This window comes from Nocardia caishijiensis NBRC 108228 (assembly GCF_001612825.1).
In the GTDB taxonomy this organism is placed as follows: domain Bacteria; phylum Actinomycetota; class Actinomycetes; order Mycobacteriales; family Mycobacteriaceae; genus Nocardia; species Nocardia caishijiensis.
Genome location: NZ_BDBE01000023.1, coordinates 23,127 through 46,584, shown reverse-complemented (window position 1 = coordinate 46,584; position 23,458 = coordinate 23,127). Strand labels below are relative to the sequence as shown.

Here is a 23,458-nt window from a genome sequence, read left to right as displayed (position 1 = left end):
ACCGAGAGGAGACGGACAATGACGTTCGCCTATCCCGACATGCTCGCCACCGTGCGCGCCAAGCAATGGGCCCTGGCCGATATCGACTGGGACGCACCGGGAGCCGAACTGATCACCGACGAGCAGCGACCACGACTGGCCGCGTTCATGTCCGATCTGGTGTGGATCGAACACGTCGGCGCCCGAGGTTTCGCCGCGCTGGTGCGGCAGGCGCCACCGGGTGCGCTGCGCGAGATCTACCGGCACTTCCACGCCGAGGAGCAGAAGCACGCCAATGCCGAGCTGGCGCTGATGCGCCGCTGGGGCATGCTCGACGGCGACGCGATGCCGGTGCCCAACAAGAACATTCGCCTCGTCATCAGTTGGCTCGACCGCTACGCCGAGCACCTGACCCTGCCGGTGCTCGGCACCGTCATCCCGTCGCTGGAGACGGCACTGGACGGCGCGCTGGTGAAGTTCCTGCTCGACGAGGTCGACGACCCGGTGTGTCACGAGGTCTTCCGACACATCAACAGCGACGAATCCCGGCACCTGGCCGTCGGTTTCCAGGTGCTCGAACAGCTCGGCGCCGGTCCGCTGCGCAGGATCGCCATCGAGACAGCCGGTTTCGCGGCACGACCGTCGTTCGTACTCGGCGCCCTGCTCTACGCGCCGCTGCTCTCCCGGATGGCGGCGAACATCGTGGCGCTCGGGCTGGACGAGGAGAAGCTGTGGAACGCGGTGCGCCGCTACGAGACCGTCGGTGAGCGCAGCCCGCAGATCAGGCGGCTGCCGCTCTATCACGTGGTGCGTCTGCACGCGAAGGCCACCATCGACCGTCGCCAGCCGTTCCAACTGCTCGCCGACGTGTCGAGCGCCTGCATCGACCGGTTTCCGATCCGGGTGCTCGGGCACCGTCCGTCGTGGGTCCGTGAACTCACCTACGATCCGGTCGCGAAATGAACAGGCTCCCTGGAACATTCGACGGCCGAATCGTCCACCACCTCGATTTCCAGCCGCGCCGGGAATTCACCGGCGAGCGGGTGGCGATCATCGGCTCCGGCGCGGCGGCGGCGCGGCTGCTGCCCGGCATCGCGGCCGAGGCGGCGCGGGTGACGGTCTTCCAGACCGAGGCCGTCTGGATCGTGCCACGCGCCCCACTGCCCGCGAGCGTGCTGCGACACGCGCCGGATCACCTGGTGCACCTCGCCGCACGCACGAATCTCCGTATACAGGTGCGTGATTCGTGGTTGCGGTACCGGCTCACCCCCGACGACGAGGCGGGTGTCGCCGTGCACGACAGCTACTACCGCACCCTGCGGAGACCGCACTGCCGCCTGGTCACCTGGCCGGTCGCGCGGCTGGTGCCGCTCGGCGTACGCACCGTCGACGGGATCGAGCACCGGGTGGACACCATCGTCTTCGCCGACGATGCCGACCACGTCGTGCGCACGATCGGTCGCGGTGATCAGTCGGACGACAGAGTCGGGGCATGCCCGCCGACTCGACGTGGGCGATGACCGACGACCACGCCGGGACCGCCGTTGTCGGCGTGAGCCTTCAGAAAGGAATCAGCATGATCGAGCGAATCAGCTACCCCAGTACCCGGCGCGTACCGGGACCGCGTCTGCGCGGGGCGGCGGCATGAGCACCATCGAGCACGAGATCATCATCGTCGGCGCCGGATTCTCCGGGATCGGTGCCGCCATCGCGCTGCGCGAGGCCGGATTCGAGGACTTCCTGCTGGTCGACGACGCCGACGGGGTCGGCGGAACCTGGCATTGGAACACCTATCCCGGTGTCGCCGTCGACATCCCGTCGTTCAGCTACCAGTTCTCGTTCGACCAGCGGACCGAGTGGTCGCGGGTGTACGCGCCGGGTCGCGAACTCAAGGCCTATGCCGAATCCTGTGTGGACAAGTACGGTCTGCGCCCGCATATCCGCTTCGCGACCACCGTGGTGGCCGCCGATTTCGACAGCGACGCCGATCGTTGGGTGTTGCGCACCGCCGAGGGCGCCGAGCTGACGGCCCGGTTCGTGCTGAGCGCGACCGGCGTGCTGACCCGACCGAAACTGCCCGACATTCCCGGGATCGAGACCTTCGCCGGAACCACGGTGCACACCGCACGCTGGGATCACGACCTCGAACTGCGCGGCAAGCGGGTCGCGGTCATCGGGACCGGCGCGTCGGCGGTGCAGGTGATCCCGGAGATCGCGCCTCAGGTCGAGCACCTCACGGTGTTCCAGCGCACCCCGATCTGGTGCCTGCCCCGCCCCGACCTGCCCCTGCCCGCGCCCGCGCGCTTGGCACTGCGCCTGCCCGGCGGCCGCACCCTCACCCGGCTGATCAGCCAGACCTATGTCGAAGTCACCTTCCCGCTGGCCGCCCACTACCACCGTTCGCTGCCAACCGCCGCGATCGGCGAGCGCACCGGGCTGGCCCATCTGCGCCGCCAGGTGAAAGACCCGGCCGTGCGCGCGAAACTCACCCCGAACTATGCCCTCGGCTGCAAACGGCCCAGCTTCTCCAACGACTACCTCGCCACCTACAACCGCGCGAACGTCACGCTGGAAACCGCGCCCATCACCGAGGTAACCGCGACCGGTGTGCGCACCTCCGACACCGAACACCCGGCCGACGTGCTGATCCTCGCCACCGGCTTCAAGGTGATGGAGTCGGGCAACATGCCCACCTACGACCTGCACGGCGTCGACGGCCTCGACCTGGAGAAGTGGTGGGACGAGAACCGGCTGCAGGCCTACGAGGGTGTCAGCGTGCCGGGGTTCCCCAACTATTTCTCCATCATGGGCCCTACGGCTACAACGGCGCCTCGTACTTCACGCTCATCGAGAACCAGACCCGCCACATCCTGCGCTGCCTGCGCCGGGCCCGCGACACCGGCGCCACCCGGGTGGAGGTCCGGCGCGAGGCCAACGACCGGTTCTTCCGCGAAGTGCTCGCCCGGCGCGACGGCCAGGTGTTCTGGCAGGACAGCTGCGCCAACGCGAACAGCTACTACTTCGACAAGCACGGCGATGTGCCGCTGCGCCCGTCGTCCACGCTGGAAGCCGCCTGGCGCAGCGGCCATTTCGACCTGTCCGACTACGTGTTCACCTCCCCCACCGGCCAGTTGGAGAACAGTCCGGCGCCGTAGGCGTCCACGACCTCGGCGCTATCACGCCCGGGAATACGGGTACTCATGAATATTGCACTTATAAGTGCAACTCCGGTATGCTGGCTCTACCGACGAGAACTGAGGGGAGTTCGAGGCCATGAGTACCTCATTCATTCGCGACGACAAGGCTGTGCTGTCGATCAGTGACAACGAGGTCGCCGAAGCCCGAACCTTCATCTCGGATGTCGAGCAAGCCAACGGCTCGCGACCGACTGCCGGCTCGGCGGGCATCACCGTCGCCCTGGAGACCGGCGCCTCGGTGGAGATGCCCGCCGGGCTCACCGCACTGATATCCCAGGTGCTGGATCTGGTCGCACGCGGATGCACCGTCACAGTCGGCAGTGTCCCCAACGAAGTGACGACAACGGTCGCCGCGCGCATGCTGGACATCTCGCGTCCGACCCTGGTCAAGCTCATCCGCGAAGGGCGGATCCCGGCACACAAGGTCGGCTCGCACACGCGACTGAAGACCGCCGACGTGTTGTCGCACCGAGACAGCCAACGCGCCGAGCAGCGAGCAGCCTTCGACGACCTGCGCGCATTCGAAGACGATCTCCACCTCCCGGAGTCATAGGCGGTTCGCCAATTCCGTTGGGCCCGTGGATGTCCTACTCGCCGGGTCACCGGGTACACGATCGACCGCTCGGTCACCTACTCCGATCCCGGTGACGCGCACGTCCATTGCGCCGCCGCACAGAGCAAGGCCGACATTCTGCTGACCGACAACGGCAAGGACTTCACACAACTCGGTGATCTGCCATACGAGATCTACACGGCCGACGAGTTCTTCGAATACGTCGACAGTGCGATGCCGCACGTGGTGCGAGCGGTGATCGGCGAACAACTCGTCTATCACATCAATCGCAGCGGGACAGGGAGTGTGAGCCTGCCCGACAGGCTCAGAGCAGCGGGAGCTTCGGTCTTCGCCGAACGAGTGCGTTCACATCTGCAGACCATCGATGTGAACGCTTTGCTGGACGGGAGCGGCTCGACCTCGGCGTCGGCCTGACGCGGCGTTAACCTGGGGTGATGAGTGATCGGACGGTGCCAGGGGGTGTGGTGCACGAGTTGCCCGCGGATCTTCGGGCGGCGTTGAGTGCGAACGCGGTGGCGTTGGCGGCGTGGCGCGACATCACGCCGTTGGCGCGCAACGAGTTCATCTGCTGGGTGGAGGACGCCAAGCAGGTCGCGACGCGGGAGCGGCGGATTCGGCGGACGCAGGAGGAGCTCGAAGAGGGGCAGCGGCGGCCGTGTTGCTGGCCTGGATGTCAGCATCGGGAACGCACGGGAAAGTAGCGCCCATCCGGGTCGGGTGGCTGGCCGAAATCCTTCCGTCAAACAGCTGTGCGGCTGCGACCGCCTGGACGGAAGTGATGGAAGACGATGCGATCTGTACGTAATTCCCTGATGGCGGCCCTGCTGCTCGGTTCGGTAGTCGGCCTGACGGCCTGTTCGCAGGACGACGAGGCCGACACGGCGACAGCCGCGAGCACCACGGCGGCCACCTCCTCGGCGATGGGCGCCCCGGCAGCCTCGGGCCCGGTCGGGCCGGGATGCGCGGAGTACGCGGCTCAGGTCCCCTCCGGCCCGGGCTCGGTGGCGGGCATGGCGCAGGACCCGGTCGCCGTGGCGGCGTCCAACAATCCGATGTTGACCACCCTCGTGTCGGCGGTGTCGGGCAAGCTCAACCCGGATGTGAATCTGGTCGACACGCTCAACGGCGGACAGTTCACCGTGTTCGCACCGGTCGACTCGGCGTTCGCGAAGATCGATCCCGCCACCATCGAGTCGTTGAAGACCGACTCGGCGACCTTGACGACCATCCTGACCTACCACGTGGTTCCCGGTCGGATCGAGCCCCCGCAGATCGCCGGTACACACGCGACGGTGCAGGGCGCCGACGTGAAGGTCAGCGGTTCCGGCGACAACCTGACGGTCAACGACGCGAAGGTGCTGTGCGGCGGGGTCCAAACCGCCAACGCCACCGTGTACATGATCGACACAGTGCTCATGCCACCAGCGTGAACACGCGGGCACTGGCGCGGACCGTACGCTCGGGAGAAGAATTCTGTCGCACCACCCATCCGGCGGCACGGGTGGTGCGAAATCCCTCCCATGCGCATGGAAACAGGGGATCAACGATGACGAATGTCCCCGAACCCTCGCCGATCCGCCTGCGATCGGTACCCACCGATCCGCCGCCCGCCTGTCCCACCGACCGCGGGGCGGACCGGGCTGTGCAGGCTCGGCTGGTGACACTGCTCTACGACGTCGCCGCGGGCAGTAGACCGGCGTTCACCGAGTTCTATCGGACCACCAGTCCACGGGTCTTCGGCCTCGCCCTGCGGGTCGTGCGTAGCCATGCCCTCGCCGAGGAGATCGCGCAGGAAGTCTTCCTGCAGGTCTGGTCGTTGGCCGCGGACTACGACCCGGACAAGGCGAGCCCGATCGGTTGGCTGATGATGCTCACCCACCGACGTGCTGTCGACCGGGTGCGCGCCGAGCAGTCCGCCACGAGTCGTGACATCGTGTTCGGCCACTGTCATCTCGGACGCGATCACGACGTGGTGTCCGAGGAAGTCACCCAGCGACTCGACGAGCAGTCGGTGCTGGATTGCCTGGAAACGATGACCGCCCTGCAGCGCGAAGCGGTCGCGCTCGCGTATTACAGCGGGCGCACATACGTCGAGGTCTCCGAGACCTTGGCAGTACCGTTGCCGACGGTGAAGAGCCGGATCCGGGACGGTTTGAAGAGGCTCGAGAACTGTTTGACCGGAGGGACTTCCCGATGAGCGATACAGATCGGCGGACCCCTTGGTCGTGGTTCGACCAGGCGTACCCCTACGCCTTGGACGCACTCGATGCCCGGGAACGCCACGATATCGAGGAGCGGCTGGCGGCCGAGGGAACCGTTGTGGCCGCCGAATTCCACGCCAACGTGCGGCGTATCCAGGAGACGCTCGCCGCGCTCACAGCGATGGACGTGGTGACACCGCCCGCCCAGCTGGAGGCGGCGATCTTGCAGGCGTTGGACCAGCGCGGCGCCCAGCCGCTGAGGACGAACTCCGTGGCTGGGCGCGGCCGAGCGCGATGGCTCGCGGCGGCAGCGGCAGCGGTCGTGCTCGCAGGTGCGGCTGTGGGCATCACAGTGACCGTAGACCGGGCGAACGACGGACCGGGCGCGGTCACCGCGCAACAGGTGCTGGAGCAGCCCGACAGCCGGACGGGTTCGGCCGCTGTCACCGGCGGCGGTGAAATGGTCGTGCACCTGTCGAAGGAGCTCGGCGCCGCGGCCGTGGAGTTCCACGATCTACCGGTTCTGCCCGCTGACCGGGCGTATCAGCTGTGGCGCGTGCCGCCCGGCGGGCAACCGGAATCGGTCGCCGTGCTGGCCGGACAGCCCATGATCGTCACCCCGGTCCGATCGGCCGACGTACTGGCCGTGACAGTCGAACCCACGGGCGGTTCGCCTGCCCCGACGCTCCCGGTGCTCACCGGCATGACGGTCGACTGACCCGCCCGAGGGAGACGTGCGGGCAGCCACATCTTCAGGAGGTCAGCATGGTCCACCCTGAGCCCAGGCGGCTGGGACATCTCGCGGCCGCGGCCGCCGCTACGGTGGCGGCGGCGGCCGTACTCACGGTCGGTCATCTCGTGGCCGCGGTCGTCGCGCCGTCCGCGTCGCCGTTCTTCGTACTCGGCGCCACGGTCGTGGACAACACACCGAAGTGGTTGAAGGACAGCGCGATCCGCTGGTTCGGCGCCAACGACAAACTGGCGCTGGCCATCTCGATGGGCGCGGTGATGGTGGTGGCGGCGAGCCTGCTCGGTGAGCTCGCCCGACGCCGCGTCACCCTCGCGGCGGGCGCGCTCACCGCGCTCGGCGTGCTCGTCGCCTTCCTGGCGGTGCGCCGTCCGAATGCCACCTTCTGGTTCGCGGTGCCCGCGCTCGCCGGAACTCTCGCGGGCGTGCTCGCGCTGACCGTGTTGTTCGTGCGATTCCCGGCATCTCCTGCTGCTCGGAGTGCTCGCGTGGCTCGAACGCGATCGCTCTCGGAGTCGCCCGGCGGAACGAGCCGACGTGGTTTCGTCCTGACCCTGACCGGCGTCACCGTAGGTGTCGTCGCGGCGGGCGTGGCCGGACGCTACCTGGCCACCCGATTGCGCGACATCGCGGCCGACCGTGCCGCCTTCGTGCTGCCCCGGGTCGCCGAACCCGCGCCGCCCGTGTCGGCGGGAACAGATCTGCCGGTTCAGGGCATCACCCCGTTCGTCACCGACGCCGACGATTTCTACCGCGTCGACACCGCACTGCAGTTGCCGTCACTGACTCGCGCGGACTGGCAGCTGCGCATCCACGGCATGGTCGAGCGCGAGATCCGGCTCGACTACGACGACCTCGCCGCACGCGAGGCCGTGGATTCGGTCATCACGCTCACCTGCGTCTCCAACGAGGTCGGCGGCGATCTGCTCGGCACGGCCCGCTGGACCGGCTACCGGCTGGCGGATCTGCTCGCCGAGGCATCCCCGTCCGCCGACGCCGACATGGTGTTGTCGCGCAGCATCGACGGTTTCACCGCCAGCACCCCGCTGGCCGCGCTCACCGACAACCGGGACGCGCTGCTCGCGGTCGCCATGAACGGCGCGGCCCTGCCGGTGCGGCACGGCTATCCCGCGCGAATGATCGTGCCCGGGCTGTACGGGTACGTCTCCGCGACCAAGTGGGTCGTCGACCTCGAGGTGACGCGCTTCGACCGCGCCGAGGCGTACTGGACGCGGCGCGGGTGGGCAGCTCGGGCACCGATCAAGACCGCGTCGCGCATCGACGTGCCCTCGGCCTTCGCGACCCTGCCAGCGGGCCAGGTCGTGGTCGCGGGCGTGGCCTGGGCGCAGGGCCGTGGCATCGCCACCGTCGAAGTCCAGGTCGATGACGGACCGTGGCAGCGAGCGACACTGGCCGAGGCGTACTCCCTCGATACGTGGCGCCAGTGGACCTGGCACTGGGACGCCTCCCCCGGCACGCACTCCCTACGAGTCCGGGCGACCGATGCTTCCGGCTACGTCCAGACAGCCGAGCGAGTCCCACCTTTTCCGGACGGCGCCACCGGCCTCCACACCCGCGTCCTGACCATCCGCTGAGCCGTATTTCCAGGGCGACCGGCTCAGCGATTGCCCGATTTTCAGTACCTGATCAAGTACCGGATCAGGTAACATTTTCCCATGCAGGCCATGCACCAGAGCTCCGCTCGGGAGAATTTCACCGCCGTTCTCGATGCCGCGACCGAAGACAACGACGAGGTGATCATCACCAGGTCCGGCGGCAAGGGGTCAGCCGTCGTGATCTCGCTCGCCGAGTACAACGCGTTGAAGGAAACGGCTTATCTGCTCGACAATCCCGCCAACGCCGCATGGCTGGCCAAGGGCATCGAGCAGGACAGGGCGGGGATGGCCGTCGCGCGCGAACTCATCGAGGTCGACGCGACCGAGGACGTCGAGGAATGAGCCGCAAGGTGACGTTCGTCGAAACCGGCTGGGCGGACTACACCTCCTGGCTCGCGGACGACCGCCGACTTCTTGCCAAGATCAACCGCTTGATCGGCGATATCGTCCGCAACGGCCAAGCCGAGGGCATCGGCAAGCCCGAACCGCTGCGTGCGAATCTCGCAGGATATCGGTCACGCCGTATCGACCAGGAACATCGACTGGTCTATCGCGCCACCGATGACGAAGTTGTCGTCATCGCCTGCCGTGGGCATGACGAATGAGCTCAGTTCTGCTCAGGCCCGGTCGAGGATCGACATGGCGATGCCGTCGAGGATGTCGTGTTCGCTGACGACGAGTTCGGTGACGCCGGCGCGGGCGGCGAGTTCGTCGGCCAGCACCTCGGTGATCACCGCGCCGCCGCCGATGACATCGACGCGGCCCGGGTGCATCGGACCGAGGGCGGCGCGCTCGTCGTGGTCCATGGAGACCAGCCGGTCACACACCTGGTGGACCTCGTCGAGGGTGAGTCGGGTCAGATGCACCCGCGCGGAATCGTATTCGGGGAGGTCGAGGGCGACAGCAGTGATCGTCGTCATGGTGCCCGCCACGCCCACCCAGGTGCGGACGCTGTCGACCGGCACCTTGGCGAATGCCTCGTCGAGCTTCTCCTGCGCGAATTCCTTTGCCGCCGCGATCTGTTCGCCGGTGGGCGGATTGCCGGGCAGGCAGCGCTCGGTGATGCGCACGCAGCCGATATCGGCGGAATGGGCCGCTTGGACACCGTTGCCGTCACCGACGACGAGTTCGGTCGACCCGCCGCCGAGGTCGACGACGACGAAAGGTCCTGCGTCGGCGGACAGTTCACCGACCGCACCCGCGAATGACAGGCGGGCCTCCTCGTCACCGGTGATGACCTCGGCGACGGCGCCCTCGACCACGCGGCCCAGTTCGGTGCGGGTCATGGCGAAGAAGTCGTCCCGGTTGGCGGCATCGCGAGTGGCCGAGGTCGCCACCATGCGGACACGCGAAACATCTTGCGCCAGCATCACATCGACATAGTCGGCCAGGGCCGCGCGGGTGCGCTCGATGGCTTCGGGCGCGAGCCGTCCGGTCGCGTCGACACCCTGGCCAAGTCGCACGATGCGCATTTCACGGTGCACATCGGTCAGTCCACCGTCGGCACCGACTTCGGAGATCAGCAGACGGATCGAGTTGGTTCCGCAATCCACTGCGGCGATGCGCTCACTCATGAGTGTTCCTCCAGGTCTCGACCGTTCACTGTCCGCGATTATGCCTGTTCGCCGCCGTCACCGGGCCGGTCGAGGACGATCAGGCCGTTTCGTCGGAGGGGCGCGGGCTCGGCCAGTCGGCGGGGACGGCGGTCCCGCGCAGCCCGGCATCAGCGGCCAGCGCCACCGACTCGTCACCGAACGGATTCACCCCCGGCCCCTTGGCCAGCGAATGCGCGATCAGCACGTGCAGGCACTTGACCCGGTCCGGCATTCCACCACCGGTGAAATCCGTTCCGAGCGACTCGATCTCGTTGCGCTCGGCCAGGTAGCTCTCGTGTGCGGCCCGGTAGGCGGCGGCCAGTTCGGGGTCGTGGGCGAGGCGTTCGGTCATCTCGCGCATCACCCCGGCCGACTCCTGCCTGCTCGCCTCAGCGGTGAGCCGGGGGTCGGTGAGGTAGTACAGGGTGGGGAACGGGGTGCCGTCGGGCAGGCGCGGCGCGGTCTTCACCACGGCGGGCAGACCGTCCGGGGTGCGGTAGGCGATCGCGAGGACTCCGCGCGGCTCGCGGCCCAGTTGCCGAGCGATGATCTCGAGGTCGCGCTCGTTCGGTGCGGTCACCTACGGTCCTTCCGGTGCTGGTTCGGAGATGCTGCGCCACAGGTCGGTGTACCAGGGGTCGGGCTCCGCTGTTCGGGTACTCATCGGCGGCGGTGCAGGCGCCTCGATGCCGGGAACCTGCACGATGTACGGGGTTTCGCCCGGCATCACGAGCCGGAGCCGTTCACGGGCCTCGGTGCGGATGTAGGCCGGATCCTGTTGCTGCGCACGACGATCGCGCAGCGCGGCCAGGTCGGCGTCGAGTTCCGCGCGTTCCTCGGCCAGCGCGGCCGCCTCGGCACGCTGACTGAAGTACGTGCGCGTCGGCACGGCCAGGGTGAGCGCCAGCCCGCACAGCACGGCGGCCAGGATCACCGCCTTGCCGGTGGACAGGCCGAGGATCGTGTGTTCGGTGCGTTCCAGCTTGCCGCTGGGCTTGCGGGTGGCCGTTTCCGGCCGCCGCCGGGTGGTGCGTTTGGCGGCGGTCGGACGACCGGGGGTGTCGAGCGGACTGGGGCGTGAGCGCGCGGCCCGCGACGTGCGCCGGTCGCCTCGTCCACCCGGACTGGTCCCCCGCGCACGTCGCTCGGTCATCGGCGCTCTACCCCATCATCTCCAGGTCCCGCGGTACTTCTCGGTCAGAACTCACCGGTGAAACGCGGGAAGGCCACGTCACCGGCGTAGCGTGCCGAATCACCGAGGGCGTCCTCGATGCGCAGCAGCTGGTTGTACTTGGCGACCCGCTCCGACCGCGCGGGGGCGCCGGTCTTGATCTGGCCGGAACCGACGGCGACCGCGAGGTCGGCGATGGTGGTGTCCTCGGTCTCGCCCGAACGGTGCGACATCATGGTCTTGTAGCCGTTGCGGTGGGCCAGGTCGACCGCGTCGAGGGTCTCGGTGAGGGTGCCGATCTGGTTGACCTTCACCAGGAGCGCGTTGGCCGCGCCCTTGGCGATGCCCTCTTCCAGGCGCTCCGGGTTGGTGACGAACAGGTCGTCGCCGACGAGCTGCACCTTGTCGCCGATGGCGTCGGTGAGCGCGACCCAGCCGTCCCAGTCGTCCTCCGACAGCGGGTCCTCGATGGAGACCAGCGGGTACTGGGTGAGCAGTTCCTCGTAGAACTGACCCATCTCCTCGGCCGAGCGGACCTTGCCCTCGAACTTGTAACCCTCACCGGCGGTGTAGAACTCGGTGGCGGCCACGTCGAGCGCGAGCGCGACATCGGTGCCGAGCTTGTAGCCCGCCTTCTGGATGGCCAGGCTGATCAGATCGAGTGCTTCCTTGGTGCCCGCGACGTCGGGGGCGAAGCCACCCTCGTCGCCCAGGCCGGTGGACAGGCCCTTCTCCTTGAGCACGGCCTTGAGCGAGTGGTACACCTCGGTGCCCCAGCGCAGCGCCTCGCGGAAGGTGGGGGCGCCGATCGGGGCGACCATGAATTCCTGCACGTCCACACCGGTGTCGGCGTGCGCGCCACCGTTGAGGATGTTCATCATCGGCACGGGCAGCACGTGGGCGTTCGGGCCGCCAAGGTAGCGGAACAGCTCGAGACCCGAGGACTCGGCGGCACCGCGCGCCACGGCCAGCGACACGCCGAGCAGGGCGTTCGCGCCGAGGCGGGACTTGTCGGGGGTGCCGTCCAGATCCAGCAGGACCTGGTCGACGGTGCGCTGCTCGACGGCGTCGAGGCCGATGATGGCGGGCGCGATCTCGTCGAGGACACCCTCGACGGCCTTGGTGACACCCTTGCCGTTGTAGCGGTCGCCACCGTCGCGCAGCTCGACGGCCTCGTGCTCACCGGTGGACGCGCCGGACGGCACGTCTGCCCTGGTCAGGGTGCCGTCGTCGAGGGCGATCTCGACCTCGACAGTGGGATTGCCGCGCGAATCCAGAATCTCGCGAGCTCCGACCTGTTCGATGATGGCCACGAAAACGACTCCTTACGACGGAAAGGCACGGTAGGTCTCACGGGATGGTCCGTGCGCAGCCGAGCCTATCGTCTCGCGGTGGCAGGCAGTAACCGGCACTCCGGGCAGGTGGCGACTAGGCGCGGCGCCCGATGCTGTAGGCGGCGGCGCGGTCCCGCACGACCTGCATGTATTTGTTCGACTGGTTGTAGGCGAACAGGGCACGCTGCCAGCCGTCGGCCGAGGTCAGGTTGCCGCCGCGGGTGCAGAGGTAGCGGGCGGCGGTGAGGGCGGCGTCATCGATGTTCTGCGGGTCGAGCACGCCGTCGCCGTTGGCGTCGACCGCCCAGCGCTGCCACGTCTCGGGGATGAACTGCAGCGGGCCGACCGCCCGGTCGTAGGTGGTGTCGCCGTCGAGGCGGCCGCCGTCGGTGTCGCGGATGACCGCATTGCCCTTGGTTCCGTCGAGGGCGACGCCGATGATCGCGGGACGAACGGTTCCGCTGTCGTCCACGTCGGCGCCGCGGTGGGTGCCGTGCCCGCTCTCCACGCTGGCGATGCCCGCGATGGTCGTCCAGGCGATACCGCACTCGGGCGCCGACCTGGCGAGCACGGCCGCTGCATAGCCGTAGGCCTCGAGGGCCACGGGCGCGATGCCGAGCGCGTCGGACTGCTCGTCGGCCCAGCCGCGTAATTGTGTGGCGGCGCGGCCCGGTGCATCGATATCGATGACGGGCAGGGCCACACCTGGTCCCGGCGGCATGTCACCGGGAATCGACGCGAGCGAACCGCACCCCGTGAGCAACGCGGTCACCGCCACGGCGACGATGACACCGGCTTTCTGCACAGACACTCAACCAATCATCCAGATCAGCACGCCACCATGCACATCTCACAGTGACTTCTCAGAGTTCTCACGTGGCGACGAGGCAGATGGTCGAGCCGTGGGACACGCCCGCCTCGCGTGACATTCGCGCCTCGGCGGCCGAACAACCGATGTTCGCTTCGTCGTACACGGACGTGACGCGACCGTCGGCGCTGCTGTCGTCACAGCTCACCAGCTTCGGCAGGCCCGCGGTGCCCGCGTAACCGGTGACGCAGTCGCCGGGGCGGGCGTATCCGAGGTGGTTCTGGTCGATCGGCCCAAGGCAGACGACGACGCGCAGGTCGGTGTTGTCGTTGAGCGAGACCGATGCCGCGTTGGCGTTGGTGACCTCCGCGCATTTCGGGTCGGCCGGTTCGGTGTACTGGGTCCGGACCGAGAGCACCCGGTGCGTGGCGGACCGGTGCGCGCACGCGATCGTCTTCATCGACACATTCGAAGCGCATTCGCCCACAAAGGCTCCCGCCATCGAGTCGGAGTCCTCGGCGGGTTTCGTGCAGATCACCACGGCACGGCCACCCAGGGACGACTGGGCGTAGGCTTCGCGGGTTTCCGGGTGGGATTCGCAGGCCCGATCGGTGACCGGGACCTTGACGTGCAGCTCGGTGGCGATCACAACGTGCGGTCCGCCGGTGAAGCCGCAAGTGCTGCGTTCGATTTCGCTACCGGACTCGCGCACATCGATGCAGTCGCCGGGGCGGAGGCCGCCCGCGTCGGTCGCGTTCTTCTCGGTCGGTTCCAGGCACAGCACGGTTTCGCCGTCGGTGGGGCTCGGGTCGGCCACCGCGCGGGTCGCCTTCTCGAATTTCATGCAGGCCAGCGCGAACGGGTGCTGCATCGGTTCCCTGGCGAGCACCCGGTATACGGCGGGGTCGTCGGCGCAGGCATATTCGACGGGCAGTTCGTCCCGGCTCACGCAATCGCCGACGGCCATGCGTGGTTCGCCGGGCCGGGTGAGGAAGTAGCCCGTGACTGCTCCGGCGGCGGTGAGCAATACGACGACGGCGACGATCGCGAGCATCACCAGGGATCTGCGACGCGCCGGGGTCGGTTCCGGCGCGGGACTCGGAGACGATTCCGCCCACGGCCGCACCACCGGAATGTCGGTCGACGGTGGCAGGCTCGGCGGCACAGCGCCCTCATGCGGAGGGGCGGGGTGGATCATCGGGGTTCGTCTCCTTGAAAACGCTTGGGGGACAACCCGATGTGATCGACTCCTGCCGCCGCGCCGTTACACCAACAGTTCGGCCGTGGCGCGATGCGTCGGCGCGGCGAGAACGGTCGCGGGATCACCTCTTTCGACGACCTCGCCGTGGTCGAGGACCAGCAGGTCGGTGCAGTGCCTGGCGACCAGGGCCATGTCGTGGCTGATGAGCAGGACAGCGGTGCCGCGCTCGGTGCGCAGTCGGTCGAGCAGGGCCATGACGGCCGCGGCCGTGTGCTGGTCGAGGGCGGTGGTGATCTCGTCGCAGATCAGGACCGCCGGGTCGGCGGCCAGGGCCCGCGCCAGGGCGACGCGCTGGCGCTGCCCGCCCGACAGTTCGTGCGGTCGTCTACCCGCCAGTTCGGGGGGCAGATCCACATCGGCGAGCAGGGCGTCGACCCGCTCCCGCAGTCGCGATTTCGGTACCCGCGCGATCCTTCGCAGCGGCCGGACCAGGGTCTGCTCGACGGATCGGCGCGGATTCAACGCCGCCAAGGGGTTCTGGGTCACCAACTGAGTCCCCCCGGCGCCCGCCCTGATCCGGCGCCGCTTCCCGACCGACGCGCGCACACCACCCGCGTCCACGACTCCCGCCGTCCCGACCTGCAACCCCGCGATCACCCGCGCCAGCGTGGTCTTCCCCGCTCCCGACGGACCGACAACCGCCAGCGCGGCACCGGCTCGCACCTCGAGGTCGATGTCGGTCAGGATCCGATGGTTCTCGACGGTGACGCTGATTCCGCCGGCGGACAGCGCGGTTCCCGATTCACCGGCGCTGCCGTTCGGCCTGGTGACAGCGGAGCGAACGTCTCCAAGCCGCTGGTCGGCGGGCAGGCTGGTGTCCTTGCCGATGGACACGGCGACTTCGTCGCCCTCCGCCATCGAGGCGAAGGCTTTTCGCCTGTCGTCCTGCGGGGCGGTGGTGTCCTCGATCGCCGCGACCCCTCGGGCCCGCTGATCGCGCTGGGCATCAGTGGGCGACGGGCCGACCGATATCGGACTCCGGCGCGACGGGTACCCGCTGGGCGGATGGACTTCGATCACCGTGTCGGCGATGGCGTGGACGGTGGTGGTGTCGTGACCGGAGAGGAGGACGGCGCTGGCGTCGGTGACGGCGAGATCGGCGATGAGACGGGCGATCTCGGTGCGCAGCGCACCGTGCAGACCGGCGAGGGGTTCGTCGAGGACGAGGACGGTGGGTCGGCGCAGGAGGGCGCGGGCCAGGGCGACCCGGCGTTGCTGACCGCCGGACAGGCGGCCGACACGGCGACGCAGGAAGCCGGAGTCGAGCCCGACCCGGTCGAGCATCGCCTGCCGTTCGGCCGCGGAACTGGTCGGCGCGGCCTCGGCGAGGAGCGCGCGGACCCGCAGCAGCGGGTTCAGTTCGGAACCGGGGTCCTGGCCGACGTAGGCGATGCGTTCCCGCCGGAACACCCGCAACGCGGCGGGATCGAGCGCGAAGACATCGTGCCCGGCGACCAGCACCGTTCCCGTGCAGCGCATTCCGGCGGGCGCGTGTCCGAGCAGCGCTCGCATCGCGGTCGACTTGCCAGCGCCGGACGCGCCCGTCAGTGCCGTCACGGTGCCTGCCCGCAACCGGAAGGACAAGGGCGCCAACAACACCGCTCCGGTGTCACTCAGCACGGTCAGCCCGTCGACCACCGCCACATCGCCCACATCGGAGTCGGCCGCACGAGGCGAGTCGACCGTGCCGCCACCGGCCGCATCCCCGGCGTCTACCACCGGACCAGAGTTCCGAGCCGAGGTCTCGGGCGACGTCACACGGCCCGCCGCGCGCACATCCGCCGCTTCGGCATCGAGCGGTGCCGGGCCGCCGCCGACCACGGTGCGATCGGCGGCGGGAGTCCGCCGACGTCGGGCGCCGTTACGCGCGGATCCGGCGGTCACCACCAGGTTCACCCCCACGGCGACGATCGCGATGGCAACGCTGGGAGCCAGCACCGACCAGGGGTTGAGGAGGATGCCGGCGGCGTTGTCGCGGACCATGATCGCCCAGTTGTCGGAACCGAGCGCGGGCACACCGAGGAAGGAGACGGTGCTCACCAGGTAGATGGCCACAACGAAACGCAGGCCGAGCTGGGTGGTGAAGACCGAACGCAAATTGGGCAGGATCTCGCGGAAGATCAAGTAGGGCAACGACTCCCCGCTCGCGACCGCCGCCTCGACGTAGCCGGTGGCGGCGATGCTCGCGGCGGAGGCGGCGAAGATCCGGGCGCAGTACGGCACACCGAACACCAGCGACACCACGATCAACGCCGCTACCCCACCCTGCGGCCAGGCGGTGAGCACCAGCAGGATGCCGAGCACGGCGGGCAGGAGAATGACGAGATCACCCGCGAGTTCGATCACCGAACCCGCGCGCGGCCGCACCGCCGCGACCGCGCCGAGCATCGCCGACAACACGGTCACCGCCACCGCGATCACCGCCGAGACCACGAGCAGCTGTGTCCCCCCGGTCAGCAGGTGACTGAACACATCGCGCCCGAGCCGATCGGTGCCGAGCACCGCGCCCCCACCCGGCTCCGTGAACGGAATCCCCACCGCCTCTTGGGCCCCGTGCGGCGCGAACAACGGCCCGACCAGCGCACACAACACCACCAGCCCCACCCCGAAACCCGCACCCCACCGCCACGAACGCACCACTCCCCCGAAGCCCCACGCCGGGCGCAAGGCGCTCCGGCCGAGCCCCCTCATCGGGCGCCCCGGGTGGACCAGGTGCGGACGAAGTCGGCGCAGGCGAGGAGGACCATGATGACGATGGCGGTGAGGGCGACCACGGCGGCGACGGTCGCGGTGTCGCGGTCGGCCACCGAGCCCGCGAGGACGGCGCCGACGCCGGGGTAGTTGAAGAGGGTTTCGACGACCAGGGCGCCGCCGAAGAGCATGCCGACCGAGGTCGCGTACCCGGCGACGATCGTGGGAGCCGCGAAGGGCACCATGTGGCGGAGCAGGATGGTTCGGCGCGGAAGCCCTTCCAGTACAGCACTTTCCACGTGTGGTGCGGCGGCGACATCGACGAGCGCCGACCGCACCACCCGGGTGTTCCAGCCGATCTGGGGAATCGCGAGCGCCAATACCGGCAGGACCAGCATCTCCGGGCCCGCCGGAAAGCCGGAGCGGTCGGTGATCGTGACGGCAGGCAACCAGCCGGTCGCCAGCGAGAACACCAGAATCAGCACAGTGCCGCAGACGAATTCGGGCACGGCGACAGCGATGGTGGTGGTGGGCTGCAGGATTCGCGAGCCCAGGGCCTTCGGCCGCATCGCCCACCAGCAGCCGAGGCCGAGCGAGCACACCACCGTGAGCAACAGGGCGATGCCGCCGAGCAGCAGGGTCTGCGGGAACTTGTCGGCGAGCATGTCACCGATCGAATTCCCCCGGGCGGTGCGCCCGAAATCTCCCGTCAGCACGCCGGAGAGCCACTGCCAGAACTGCACCGGCAGCGCGCGATCCAGGCCGAGCTCGTGCTCTTTGGCCGCGAGCTCGGCCTGACCCGCCTCCCGGCCGAGCACCGACCGGGCCGCGCTGCCCGGCAACAGGTCCACCGCGACGAACACGATGGCCAACAGAGTCACCAGCAGCACGACCCGGCGCAGCGCGGGCAGGGCGAAGGCTTTCACGGCGTTCACGCCAACCAGGCACGTTCCAGTTGGACGCGGGCGAAACCGCCTAGGGTCGGCAGCCCACGCACCGACGCGGCGGCGATGTCGACACCGTCGGCCATGCCCCACACCAGGTAGCCACCGCGCTCGAACTCGATGCGCTGCAACTCGCGCACCGCACGGCCGTACTCGTCGCCCGTCGCGGCGAGCGCCTTGGCGTTGGCGGCGTCGAATTCCGGGTCGCGAAAGGCGGTTTCGTTGCGGTTGGAGCCGGAAGTCATCAGCTTGTCGGCCAGGAAGAGCACCGAGTCGTTGGTGCCCCAGGACACGGTGTAGAGCGGGGCGTTCAACCAGGTCTGGTCGTAGAACGCGGCCGACTCGACCGTCTGCACGTCGAGGCGGACACCGATCTCGGCGAGCTGGGTGGCGATCACCTTCGCCGACTCGACCTCACCGGGCACCTCGGCCTTGGTGACGAACGGGTAGCTGCGGCCGGTATCGAAATTCGCCTCGCGCAGCAGGGTTTTCGCTCGCTCGATATCGCGACTGCGGCGCAGCGAGGTGTCGTAGAGCGGGTCGGCGGTGCCGAGCACATCGGCGGCGACCGTGCCGAACCCCGAGTGCACCTGGTTGATCAGCGCCTCCCGGTCCACGCCGAGCCGCAACGCGGTGCGCACCCGCGCGTCGGCGAACGGCCCGTCGGCGGCGCGCATCGCGACACCGAGCATGGTGTCGTCGGGGCGGCGGATCACCTGCAGGTCGCCGCGACCGGCGGCGGTGCGGCCCGCGATGGCACCGACATTGGAGGCGAGGTCGATCTGACCGCCGAGCACCGCGTTGCCGAGCGCGGTGACACTGTCGAACATGGTCACCTCGATGGCATCCAGCGACGGCGGGGTGCCGTGCCAGTTCTCGTTGCGTACCAGGCGAGCGTTGCCGTTCTGGTAGGACTCGAGCCGGAACGGACCGGAGCCGACGGCGGCGGCGAAGTCGGTGGTGCCCTGCGGGACGGTGAAGGTCATCAGCCGAAGCAGCAGCGGCAGTTGGGTATTGGGCGCGGGCACGGTGAAAACGACGCGGTCGGGCCCGTCGGCGGCGATGTCGTTCTCGGCGACCGGCATCTTCGACGCCCCGCCCACCGAGCGCAGCCGCCGCATCGACCACACCACGTCCTCGGCGGTGACCGGCGCGCCGTTGTGGAACTTGGCGCCGGGGGCGATGGTGAAGGTCCAGCGGCGGTTCTCGGCGTCGGCCTCCCAGCGCGAGGCCAGACGCGGCACGACATTCGGGTCGTCGCCGGGGACGGTCAGCGCGTCGTAGACGAGGGAGGCGATCAGGAAGTCGCTCTCGTTGCTGAGATTGGCGTGCGGATCGCGTTCGCTGCGTGCGGCGGTGCCGAGCGCGCCGACGCGCAGCGTGCCACCCGGCTTGACGGTTCCGTTCGACTCTTCCCCGCTGGTGCACGCCGCGGCGAGTAGCACTGCGGTGAGACCGATGCCGGATTGCAACAGCTGCCTGCGTGTGAGACTCATGGTGTTCCTCCTCGAGCGGCGGGCGCCGAACCCCTTCACCGGGCGCCGCAAACTAGGCGAGGCTAGCCTAAAACAGCGGCGCGGTGGTGGTCTTCCTTTCGACCGTGACCGTTCCGCCACGCCGTCCACAGCCCCCGATTCGGCGGCTGCCAGCGACTTCGGGTAGAACTCACGCTCATACCCATAAGCTATTTGCCATGAGAGCATGTTAGGTAAGTCTTGCCTAAACCCTTGCCAGGCACTACCTTCGCTCATCGAGTCTTCAAACCCGCGTTCGACCGATGCGAAGAAGGGAAGGCCGGTGAAAAGCGTTCTCTCCGAACGTCAATCGATTCACCTGCACGACATCGAGTACCGCGAGTTCGAGCCGGACGCCGCCATGGCCGTCCGCCGCCTCGCCGCCGACATTCGACATCAATCGAGTGATCTACAGCACACCGATACATTGCACGACCCGGCCCTGCTGGCCGAGATCGATCGCCGCGCAGGCGAACTTCCGGCATCCGTGCGACACGCCGTACGGCCGCCCGCAACCGCAGCGGGCGCGACCGTGGTGCGCGGGTTGCCCGTCAGCGATGCCGAATTCGGACCGACACCGCCGGATTGGCAGCGCGCGGCCGCCGAGGCGGGCGAGATCGGCCACCACGGTTCGCTGGAACTCGACATCGCGCTGCTGCTGCTCGCGCGGTGTGCCGGTGACCTTTTCGGCTGGCTGGGCCAGCAGAACGGGCGCCTGGTCAACAACATCGTGCCCGCCGCCGGACACGAACACGAACAGTCCGGTGCGAGCAGCACGACGCTGCTGAGTCCACACTCCGAGGACGCCTTCCACGCCGAACGCGCCAACCTGCTGATGCTGGCGTGTGTGCGCAATCCGGATCGCGTGGCAACCACCGTCTCCTCGATCCGGGAGGTCGACCTCGACGAGCAGGACCGCCGCATCCTGGCCACCCCGACGGTGCCGATCCTGCCCGATGTCTCCTACGGCACCGACTTCGGTCCGTACGCACCGCCGCTGCCGACCGTCTGGATCGACGAAAACGGTTGCGACACCATCAGATACGACCCCGCTTATACCCCGCTCGACGATGCCGACCCGGTGTTCCGCGCGGCCTACGCCCGGCTCACCGCCGAACTGGCGCGCGTGTGTCACGCACCCGCGCTCGCCCCCGGCGAGCTCCTGCTCGTCGACAACGACGTGGCCGTCCACGGCCGGGTGCCGTTCCGCGCCCGCTACGACGGCACCGATCGGTGGCTCAAGCGCGTCAACATCCGCCTGCCCGAACGTCGTCGACGAAGCGAGGAAGCGTCCGAGAATGGGTACGGGCAAGAGGTGATCGCGCCGTATCGCGCGCGCACTGTTCGGACGGCAGGGCAGGACGAGGCAGATGAACGAGGATCCGTTGAACAACCGTGACCGCACCGTCGGGCTGCGTGTACTCTCCCGCAGCGACCTGGCCGATGTGCCGATCACGCCCGCCGAGGTGGTGCGGGCCGTCGAGGAGGCCTACCTCGCCTTCGCCGCGGGCGAATCCGACAATCCGCGCAAGCTGAGCGTCGCCGATCCGGGCGGGTCGTCGGTGTCGTACGCGATGCTCGGCCGTGACGGCCGCAGGCGCGTGGTGGCGATGAAGACGTCCTACAAGTTCGATCCTGGACACGACCGCAGCACCAAGCGGTACTACACCACCATCACGCTCTACGACGACACCACCGGTGCACCCATCGCGATGATGGACTGCGCCCGGGTCGGGGCGTTGCGCACACCGGCGGTGTCGGCGCTGCTGGTGCGTGAGACGGTGCGCCGTGGCGCCGAGAGCGCACTGCTCATCGGCACCGGCACCCAGGGACGCAACGCACTTCCACACCTGCTCGCGGCGAACCCGCAGCTGCGCAAGTTGATGGTGTACGGCACCCATGCCGAAGGGCTGGCGGCAGTGCACGCACAGTTGGCCGCAGAGGTGCCGCACGCGGTGCTCGAACAGGTCGACGATCCGTACGCGGCGGCCCCCACGGCAGACGTGGTGCTGGCGACGGCCGGTCCCGGCACCGAGGTGGCGCTCGAATCCTCGCATCTGGCAACGGGTTCCGTCGCGGTGCTCGTCGGCTACGGGCTCGCCCCGTCGACGCTGGTCGATGCCGACCGGGTGGTGGCGACCAGTGCGGCGCAGATGGCGTTGACCGGCACCGACATGGCCGGACCCGACGGCACACTGCGCTCGGTGGACGCCGAACTCCCCCAGATCCTCACCCGCGCGGCGACGGCCCGCCGCTCCGACGACGAGAAGATCTTCGTCTACAACAGCGGGCTGGTGCTCACCGATATCGCCGTCGCCCATGCGCTGGCGGCGCGGGCGATCGCGGAGGGGCGCGGGACGGAGGTGCCCCTGTGGGACTAGCCGCGACGAACCCGGGCGCCGATCCGACCTCGCGACCGTCGAGCGACCGCGTCGAGGACACCGACGTCAGGGCTCCCGACGGCGTCGGCGCGGTCGACCTGCCCACCCATTGCTCGCCACCGCTGCGAGCCCACACCGACGAGGTGGAGCAACGCCTGCTCGCCGATCCACAACTGCTCGATGACATCGCCGAAGCCGTAGCCGGGCCGTTCCATGTGTTGTTTCCGGAACGGGTCTCGCGGAATGTCAGAGCATTCCAGGCCGCGCTCACCGACACGGGTGTCGACGGGTTCGTCTACTTCGGGAAGAAGGCGAACAAGGCGGCGTGTGTGGTGCGCGCCTGCGCCGAGGCGGGCGCCGGGGTGGATGTGGCGAGCACCGGTGAGTTGGTCGCGGCGCTGGCGCAGGGGGTGCGCGGTGCGGATCTGATGATCACCGGGCCCGCCAAGTCCGACGAGCTGTTGTGGCTGGCGGCACGCCACCGGGCGCTGATCGCGGTCGACGCCGTCGATGAACTCGACCGGGTGGCCGCGCTCGGTGTGCCCGCGCGCGTTCTGCTGCGGGTGCTGCCGGAGGGGTCGACGAGCCGGTTCGGTCTGACTCGCCCGGAGCTGGAGCAGGCCGTGCGGACCATCGCGCCGAACGGACCGATCACCCTGTGCGGCTTCAGTTTCCATCTGTCCGGGTACGACGCGACCGCCCGCGCCGAACAGGCCGTCGAACTGGTCGGCCACTGTCTGCGGGCGCGGTCCGATGGCCACCCGGCCGACACCATCTCGATCGGCGGTGGCTTCGGTGTGGACTATCTCGACGCCGTGTCCTGGGCCCGGTTCCGGGAAGCGCTCAGCGCCAAGTGGTTCCACGGATCAGCGCCGTCCGGCGACTACTACCCCTACCACTTCCCGACGCCCGGTGCGGCCATGCTCACCACCGTCCTCACACACAACGATCTCGCAGCTGTGTTGCGCGAGAACAGTATTCGCGTGGCAGTCGAACCGGGTCGAGCCCTGCTCGATCGCGCGGGCAGCTCCGTCTTCCGCGTCCAAGGCGTGAAAACCCGGGCCGCCGAGGGCAACCCGTACGACATCCTCACCGTCGACGGCACCAGCCTCAGCCTCTCCGAACAGTGGTTCGACAGCGAATACCTGCCCGACCCGGTGCTGTGGCCGCACCGACCCGGCGACACCACACCCACCTGTGTCGGGGCAACCACCTGTTTGGAATCCGACCTGCTCAGCAGGCGGCGTATCCCGCTGCCCCGCCGCGCCCGCGTCGGCGACCTGCTGATCTACCCGAACACCGCCGGGTATCAGATGGACTCCAACGAATCACCGTTCCACGAACTCCCCCTGCCGCCCAAGGTCGTGCTGCGCGAGCGCGCCGACCGGCTGCGCTGGACGCTCGACGCCACTTCCCGCTGATCCACTTCCGATGGAGGAACACC

Annotated in this window: 22 protein-coding genes and 1 pseudogene; 14 read left to right on the top strand and 9 right to left on the bottom strand. The window is 68.8% G+C overall.

Going from position 1 to position 23,458, the window contains the following annotated elements:
- The first annotated feature begins 18 nt into the window (after positions 1–18).
- From NC7_RS06515 to NC7_RS06460, 11 genes and pseudogenes are all read left to right on the top strand, one after another.
- Entirely contained in the window at positions 19–942 is a 924-nt protein-coding gene (locus tag NC7_RS06515; protein WP_067980261.1) for a reductase, read from the top strand.
- Positions 939–1,499, top strand: coding sequence for an NAD(P)/FAD-dependent oxidoreductase (locus NC7_RS06510; RefSeq protein ID WP_067980258.1), 561 nt, complete (start codon positions 939–941; stop codon positions 1,497–1,499). The genes NC7_RS06515 and NC7_RS06510 overlap by 4 nt, the downstream gene beginning before the upstream one ends.
- A 124-nt stretch (positions 1,500–1,623) precedes the next feature.
- Positions 1,624–3,134 (top strand): annotated as a pseudogene (locus NC7_RS06505) (flavin-containing monooxygenase).
- A gap of 118 nt (positions 3,135–3,252) precedes the next feature.
- Positions 3,253–3,729: a helix-turn-helix domain-containing protein gene (locus tag NC7_RS30030; RefSeq protein WP_067980255.1), complete on the top strand. Its 477-nt coding sequence runs from the start codon at positions 3,253–3,255 to the stop codon at positions 3,727–3,729.
- Between the two features lie 455 nt (positions 3,730–4,184).
- On the top strand, positions 4,185–4,451 hold the full coding sequence (locus NC7_RS06490) for a YdeI/OmpD-associated family protein (protein ID WP_067980441.1): 267 nt from the start codon (positions 4,185–4,187) through the stop codon (positions 4,449–4,451).
- An 87-nt stretch (positions 4,452–4,538) separates the two neighbouring features.
- Positions 4,539–5,180 carry a fasciclin domain-containing protein gene (locus NC7_RS06485; protein WP_067980249.1) on the top strand — a complete coding sequence of 214 codons (642 nt, stop codon included), beginning with the start codon at positions 4,539–4,541 and terminating at the stop codon, positions 5,178–5,180.
- 116 nt (positions 5,181–5,296) lie between these two features.
- Positions 5,297–5,947: an ECF RNA polymerase sigma factor SigK gene (gene sigK / locus NC7_RS06480; protein WP_067980246.1), complete on the top strand. Its 651-nt coding sequence runs from the start codon at positions 5,297–5,299 to the stop codon at positions 5,945–5,947.
- On the top strand, positions 5,944–6,669 hold the full coding sequence (locus tag NC7_RS06475) for an anti-sigma factor (protein ID WP_157101860.1): 726 nt from the start codon (positions 5,944–5,946) through the stop codon (positions 6,667–6,669). The genes sigK and NC7_RS06475 overlap by 4 nt, the downstream gene beginning before the upstream one ends.
- 47 nt (positions 6,670–6,716) lie before the next feature.
- Positions 6,717–8,294 (top strand): molybdopterin-dependent oxidoreductase, encoded by a 1,578-nt coding sequence (locus NC7_RS06470; RefSeq protein ID WP_067980240.1) that lies wholly within the window; start codon positions 6,717–6,719, stop codon positions 8,292–8,294.
- Positions 8,295–8,375: 81 nt separating this feature from the next.
- Positions 8,376–8,657, top strand: a complete 282-nt coding sequence (locus NC7_RS06465; protein WP_067980237.1) for a type II toxin-antitoxin system Phd/YefM family antitoxin — start codon at positions 8,376–8,378, stop codon at positions 8,655–8,657.
- Complete coding sequence (locus NC7_RS06460; RefSeq protein ID WP_067980233.1) at positions 8,654–8,920, top strand: Txe/YoeB family addiction module toxin; 267 nt, start codon at positions 8,654–8,656, stop codon at positions 8,918–8,920. The genes NC7_RS06465 and NC7_RS06460 overlap by 4 nt, the downstream gene beginning before the upstream one ends.
- 12 nt (positions 8,921–8,932) lie before the next feature.
- Here the strand turns inward: NC7_RS06460 and NC7_RS06455 are convergent, their stop codons facing one another.
- The 9 genes from NC7_RS06455 to NC7_RS06410 all read right to left on the bottom strand — a co-directional run bounded on the left by NC7_RS06455 (position 8,933) and on the right by NC7_RS06410 (position 19,615).
- A complete protein-coding gene (locus NC7_RS06455) occupies positions 8,933–9,889 on the bottom strand; it encodes a Ppx/GppA phosphatase family protein (RefSeq protein ID WP_067980230.1) in 957 nt (318 codons plus the stop codon).
- A 79-nt stretch (positions 9,890–9,968) separates the two neighbouring features.
- Positions 9,969–10,490, bottom strand: coding sequence for a DUF501 domain-containing protein (locus NC7_RS06450; protein WP_067980229.1), 522 nt, complete (start codon positions 10,488–10,490; stop codon positions 9,969–9,971).
- Positions 10,491–11,063, bottom strand: coding sequence for an FtsB family cell division protein (locus NC7_RS06445; protein WP_067485556.1), 573 nt, complete (start codon positions 11,061–11,063; stop codon positions 10,491–10,493).
- 44 nt (positions 11,064–11,107) lie between these two features.
- Positions 11,108–12,394, bottom strand: coding sequence for a phosphopyruvate hydratase (gene eno, locus NC7_RS06440; RefSeq protein WP_067980225.1), 1,287 nt, complete (start codon positions 12,392–12,394; stop codon positions 11,108–11,110).
- Positions 12,395–12,509: 115 nt separating this feature from the next.
- Entirely contained in the window at positions 12,510–13,220 is a 711-nt protein-coding gene (locus NC7_RS06435; RefSeq protein WP_067980221.1) for a lytic transglycosylase domain-containing protein, read from the bottom strand.
- Between the two features lie 67 nt (positions 13,221–13,287).
- On the bottom strand, positions 13,288–14,421 hold the full coding sequence (locus tag NC7_RS06430) for a hypothetical protein (protein ID WP_157101859.1): 1,134 nt from the start codon (positions 14,419–14,421) through the stop codon (positions 13,288–13,290).
- Between the two features lie 66 nt (positions 14,422–14,487).
- A complete protein-coding gene (locus NC7_RS29795) occupies positions 14,488–17,121 on the bottom strand; it encodes an ABC transporter ATP-binding protein/permease (protein ID WP_236573095.1) in 2,634 nt (877 codons plus the stop codon).
- A 50-nt stretch (positions 17,122–17,171) separates the two neighbouring features.
- Positions 17,172–18,110, bottom strand: a complete 939-nt coding sequence (locus NC7_RS06415) for an ABC transporter permease (RefSeq protein WP_084458064.1) — start codon at positions 18,108–18,110, stop codon at positions 17,172–17,174.
- A complete protein-coding gene (locus NC7_RS06410; protein WP_067980215.1) occupies positions 18,107–19,615 on the bottom strand; it encodes an ABC transporter substrate-binding protein in 1,509 nt (502 codons plus the stop codon). Before NC7_RS06410 ends, NC7_RS06415 begins: the two co-directional genes overlap by 4 nt.
- A gap of 301 nt (positions 19,616–19,916) precedes the next feature.
- Between NC7_RS06410 and NC7_RS06405 the strand changes: the two genes are divergently transcribed.
- Genes NC7_RS06405 through NC7_RS06395 form a run of 3 tightly spaced genes read left to right on the top strand, consistent with a single transcriptional unit; the run spans position 19,917 to position 23,435 of the window.
- Positions 19,917–21,032, top strand: a complete 1,116-nt coding sequence (locus tag NC7_RS06405) for a TauD/TfdA family dioxygenase (protein ID WP_067980213.1) — start codon at positions 19,917–19,919, stop codon at positions 21,030–21,032.
- The gene (locus tag NC7_RS06400; protein ID WP_067980210.1) at positions 21,004–22,014 is read left to right on the top strand and encodes an ornithine cyclodeaminase; all 1,011 of its coding nucleotides are present in this window, start codon (positions 21,004–21,006) and stop codon (positions 22,012–22,014) included. The genes NC7_RS06405 and NC7_RS06400 overlap by 29 nt, the downstream gene beginning before the upstream one ends.
- Positions 22,005–23,435 (top strand): alanine racemase, encoded by a 1,431-nt coding sequence (locus NC7_RS06395; protein ID WP_201449836.1) that lies wholly within the window; start codon positions 22,005–22,007, stop codon positions 23,433–23,435. Before NC7_RS06400 ends, NC7_RS06395 begins: the two co-directional genes overlap by 10 nt.
- Positions 23,436–23,458: the final 23 nt, after the last annotated feature.

Excerpts from the sequence above, each read along its gene's own strand:
- NC7_RS06515 (WP_067980261.1), top strand. The coding sequence starts at position 19 with ATGACGTTCGCCTATCCCGACATGCTCGCCACCGTGCGCGCCAAGCAA.
- NC7_RS06510 (WP_067980258.1), top strand. The coding sequence starts at position 939 with ATGAACAGGCTCCCTGGAACATTCGACGGCCGAATCGTCCACCACCTC.
- NC7_RS30030 (WP_067980255.1), top strand. The coding sequence starts at position 3,253 with ATGAGTACCTCATTCATTCGCGACGACAAGGCTGTGCTGTCGATCAGT.
- NC7_RS06490 (WP_067980441.1), top strand. The coding sequence starts at position 4,185 with ATGAGTGATCGGACGGTGCCAGGGGGTGTGGTGCACGAGTTGCCCGCG.
- NC7_RS06485 (WP_067980249.1), top strand. The coding sequence starts at position 4,539 with ATGCGATCTGTACGTAATTCCCTGATGGCGGCCCTGCTGCTCGGTTCG.
- sigK (WP_067980246.1), top strand. The coding sequence starts at position 5,297 with ATGACGAATGTCCCCGAACCCTCGCCGATCCGCCTGCGATCGGTACCC.
- NC7_RS06475 (WP_157101860.1), top strand. The coding sequence starts at position 5,944 with ATGAGCGATACAGATCGGCGGACCCCTTGGTCGTGGTTCGACCAGGCG.
- NC7_RS06470 (WP_067980240.1), top strand. The coding sequence starts at position 6,717 with ATGGTCCACCCTGAGCCCAGGCGGCTGGGACATCTCGCGGCCGCGGCC.
- NC7_RS06465 (WP_067980237.1), top strand. The coding sequence starts at position 8,376 with ATGCAGGCCATGCACCAGAGCTCCGCTCGGGAGAATTTCACCGCCGTT.
- NC7_RS06460 (WP_067980233.1), top strand. The coding sequence starts at position 8,654 with ATGAGCCGCAAGGTGACGTTCGTCGAAACCGGCTGGGCGGACTACACC.
- NC7_RS06455 (WP_067980230.1), bottom strand. The coding sequence starts at position 9,889 with ATGAGTGAGCGCATCGCCGCAGTGGATTGCGGAACCAACTCGATCCGT.
- NC7_RS06445 (WP_067485556.1), bottom strand. The coding sequence starts at position 11,063 with ATGACCGAGCGACGTGCGCGGGGGACCAGTCCGGGTGGACGAGGCGAC.
- NC7_RS06430 (WP_157101859.1), bottom strand. The coding sequence starts at position 14,421 with ATGATCCACCCCGCCCCTCCGCATGAGGGCGCTGTGCCGCCGAGCCTG.
- NC7_RS06410 (WP_067980215.1), bottom strand. The coding sequence starts at position 19,615 with ATGAGTCTCACACGCAGGCAGCTGTTGCAATCCGGCATCGGTCTCACC.
- NC7_RS06400 (WP_067980210.1), top strand. The coding sequence starts at position 21,004 with ATGAACGAGGATCCGTTGAACAACCGTGACCGCACCGTCGGGCTGCGT.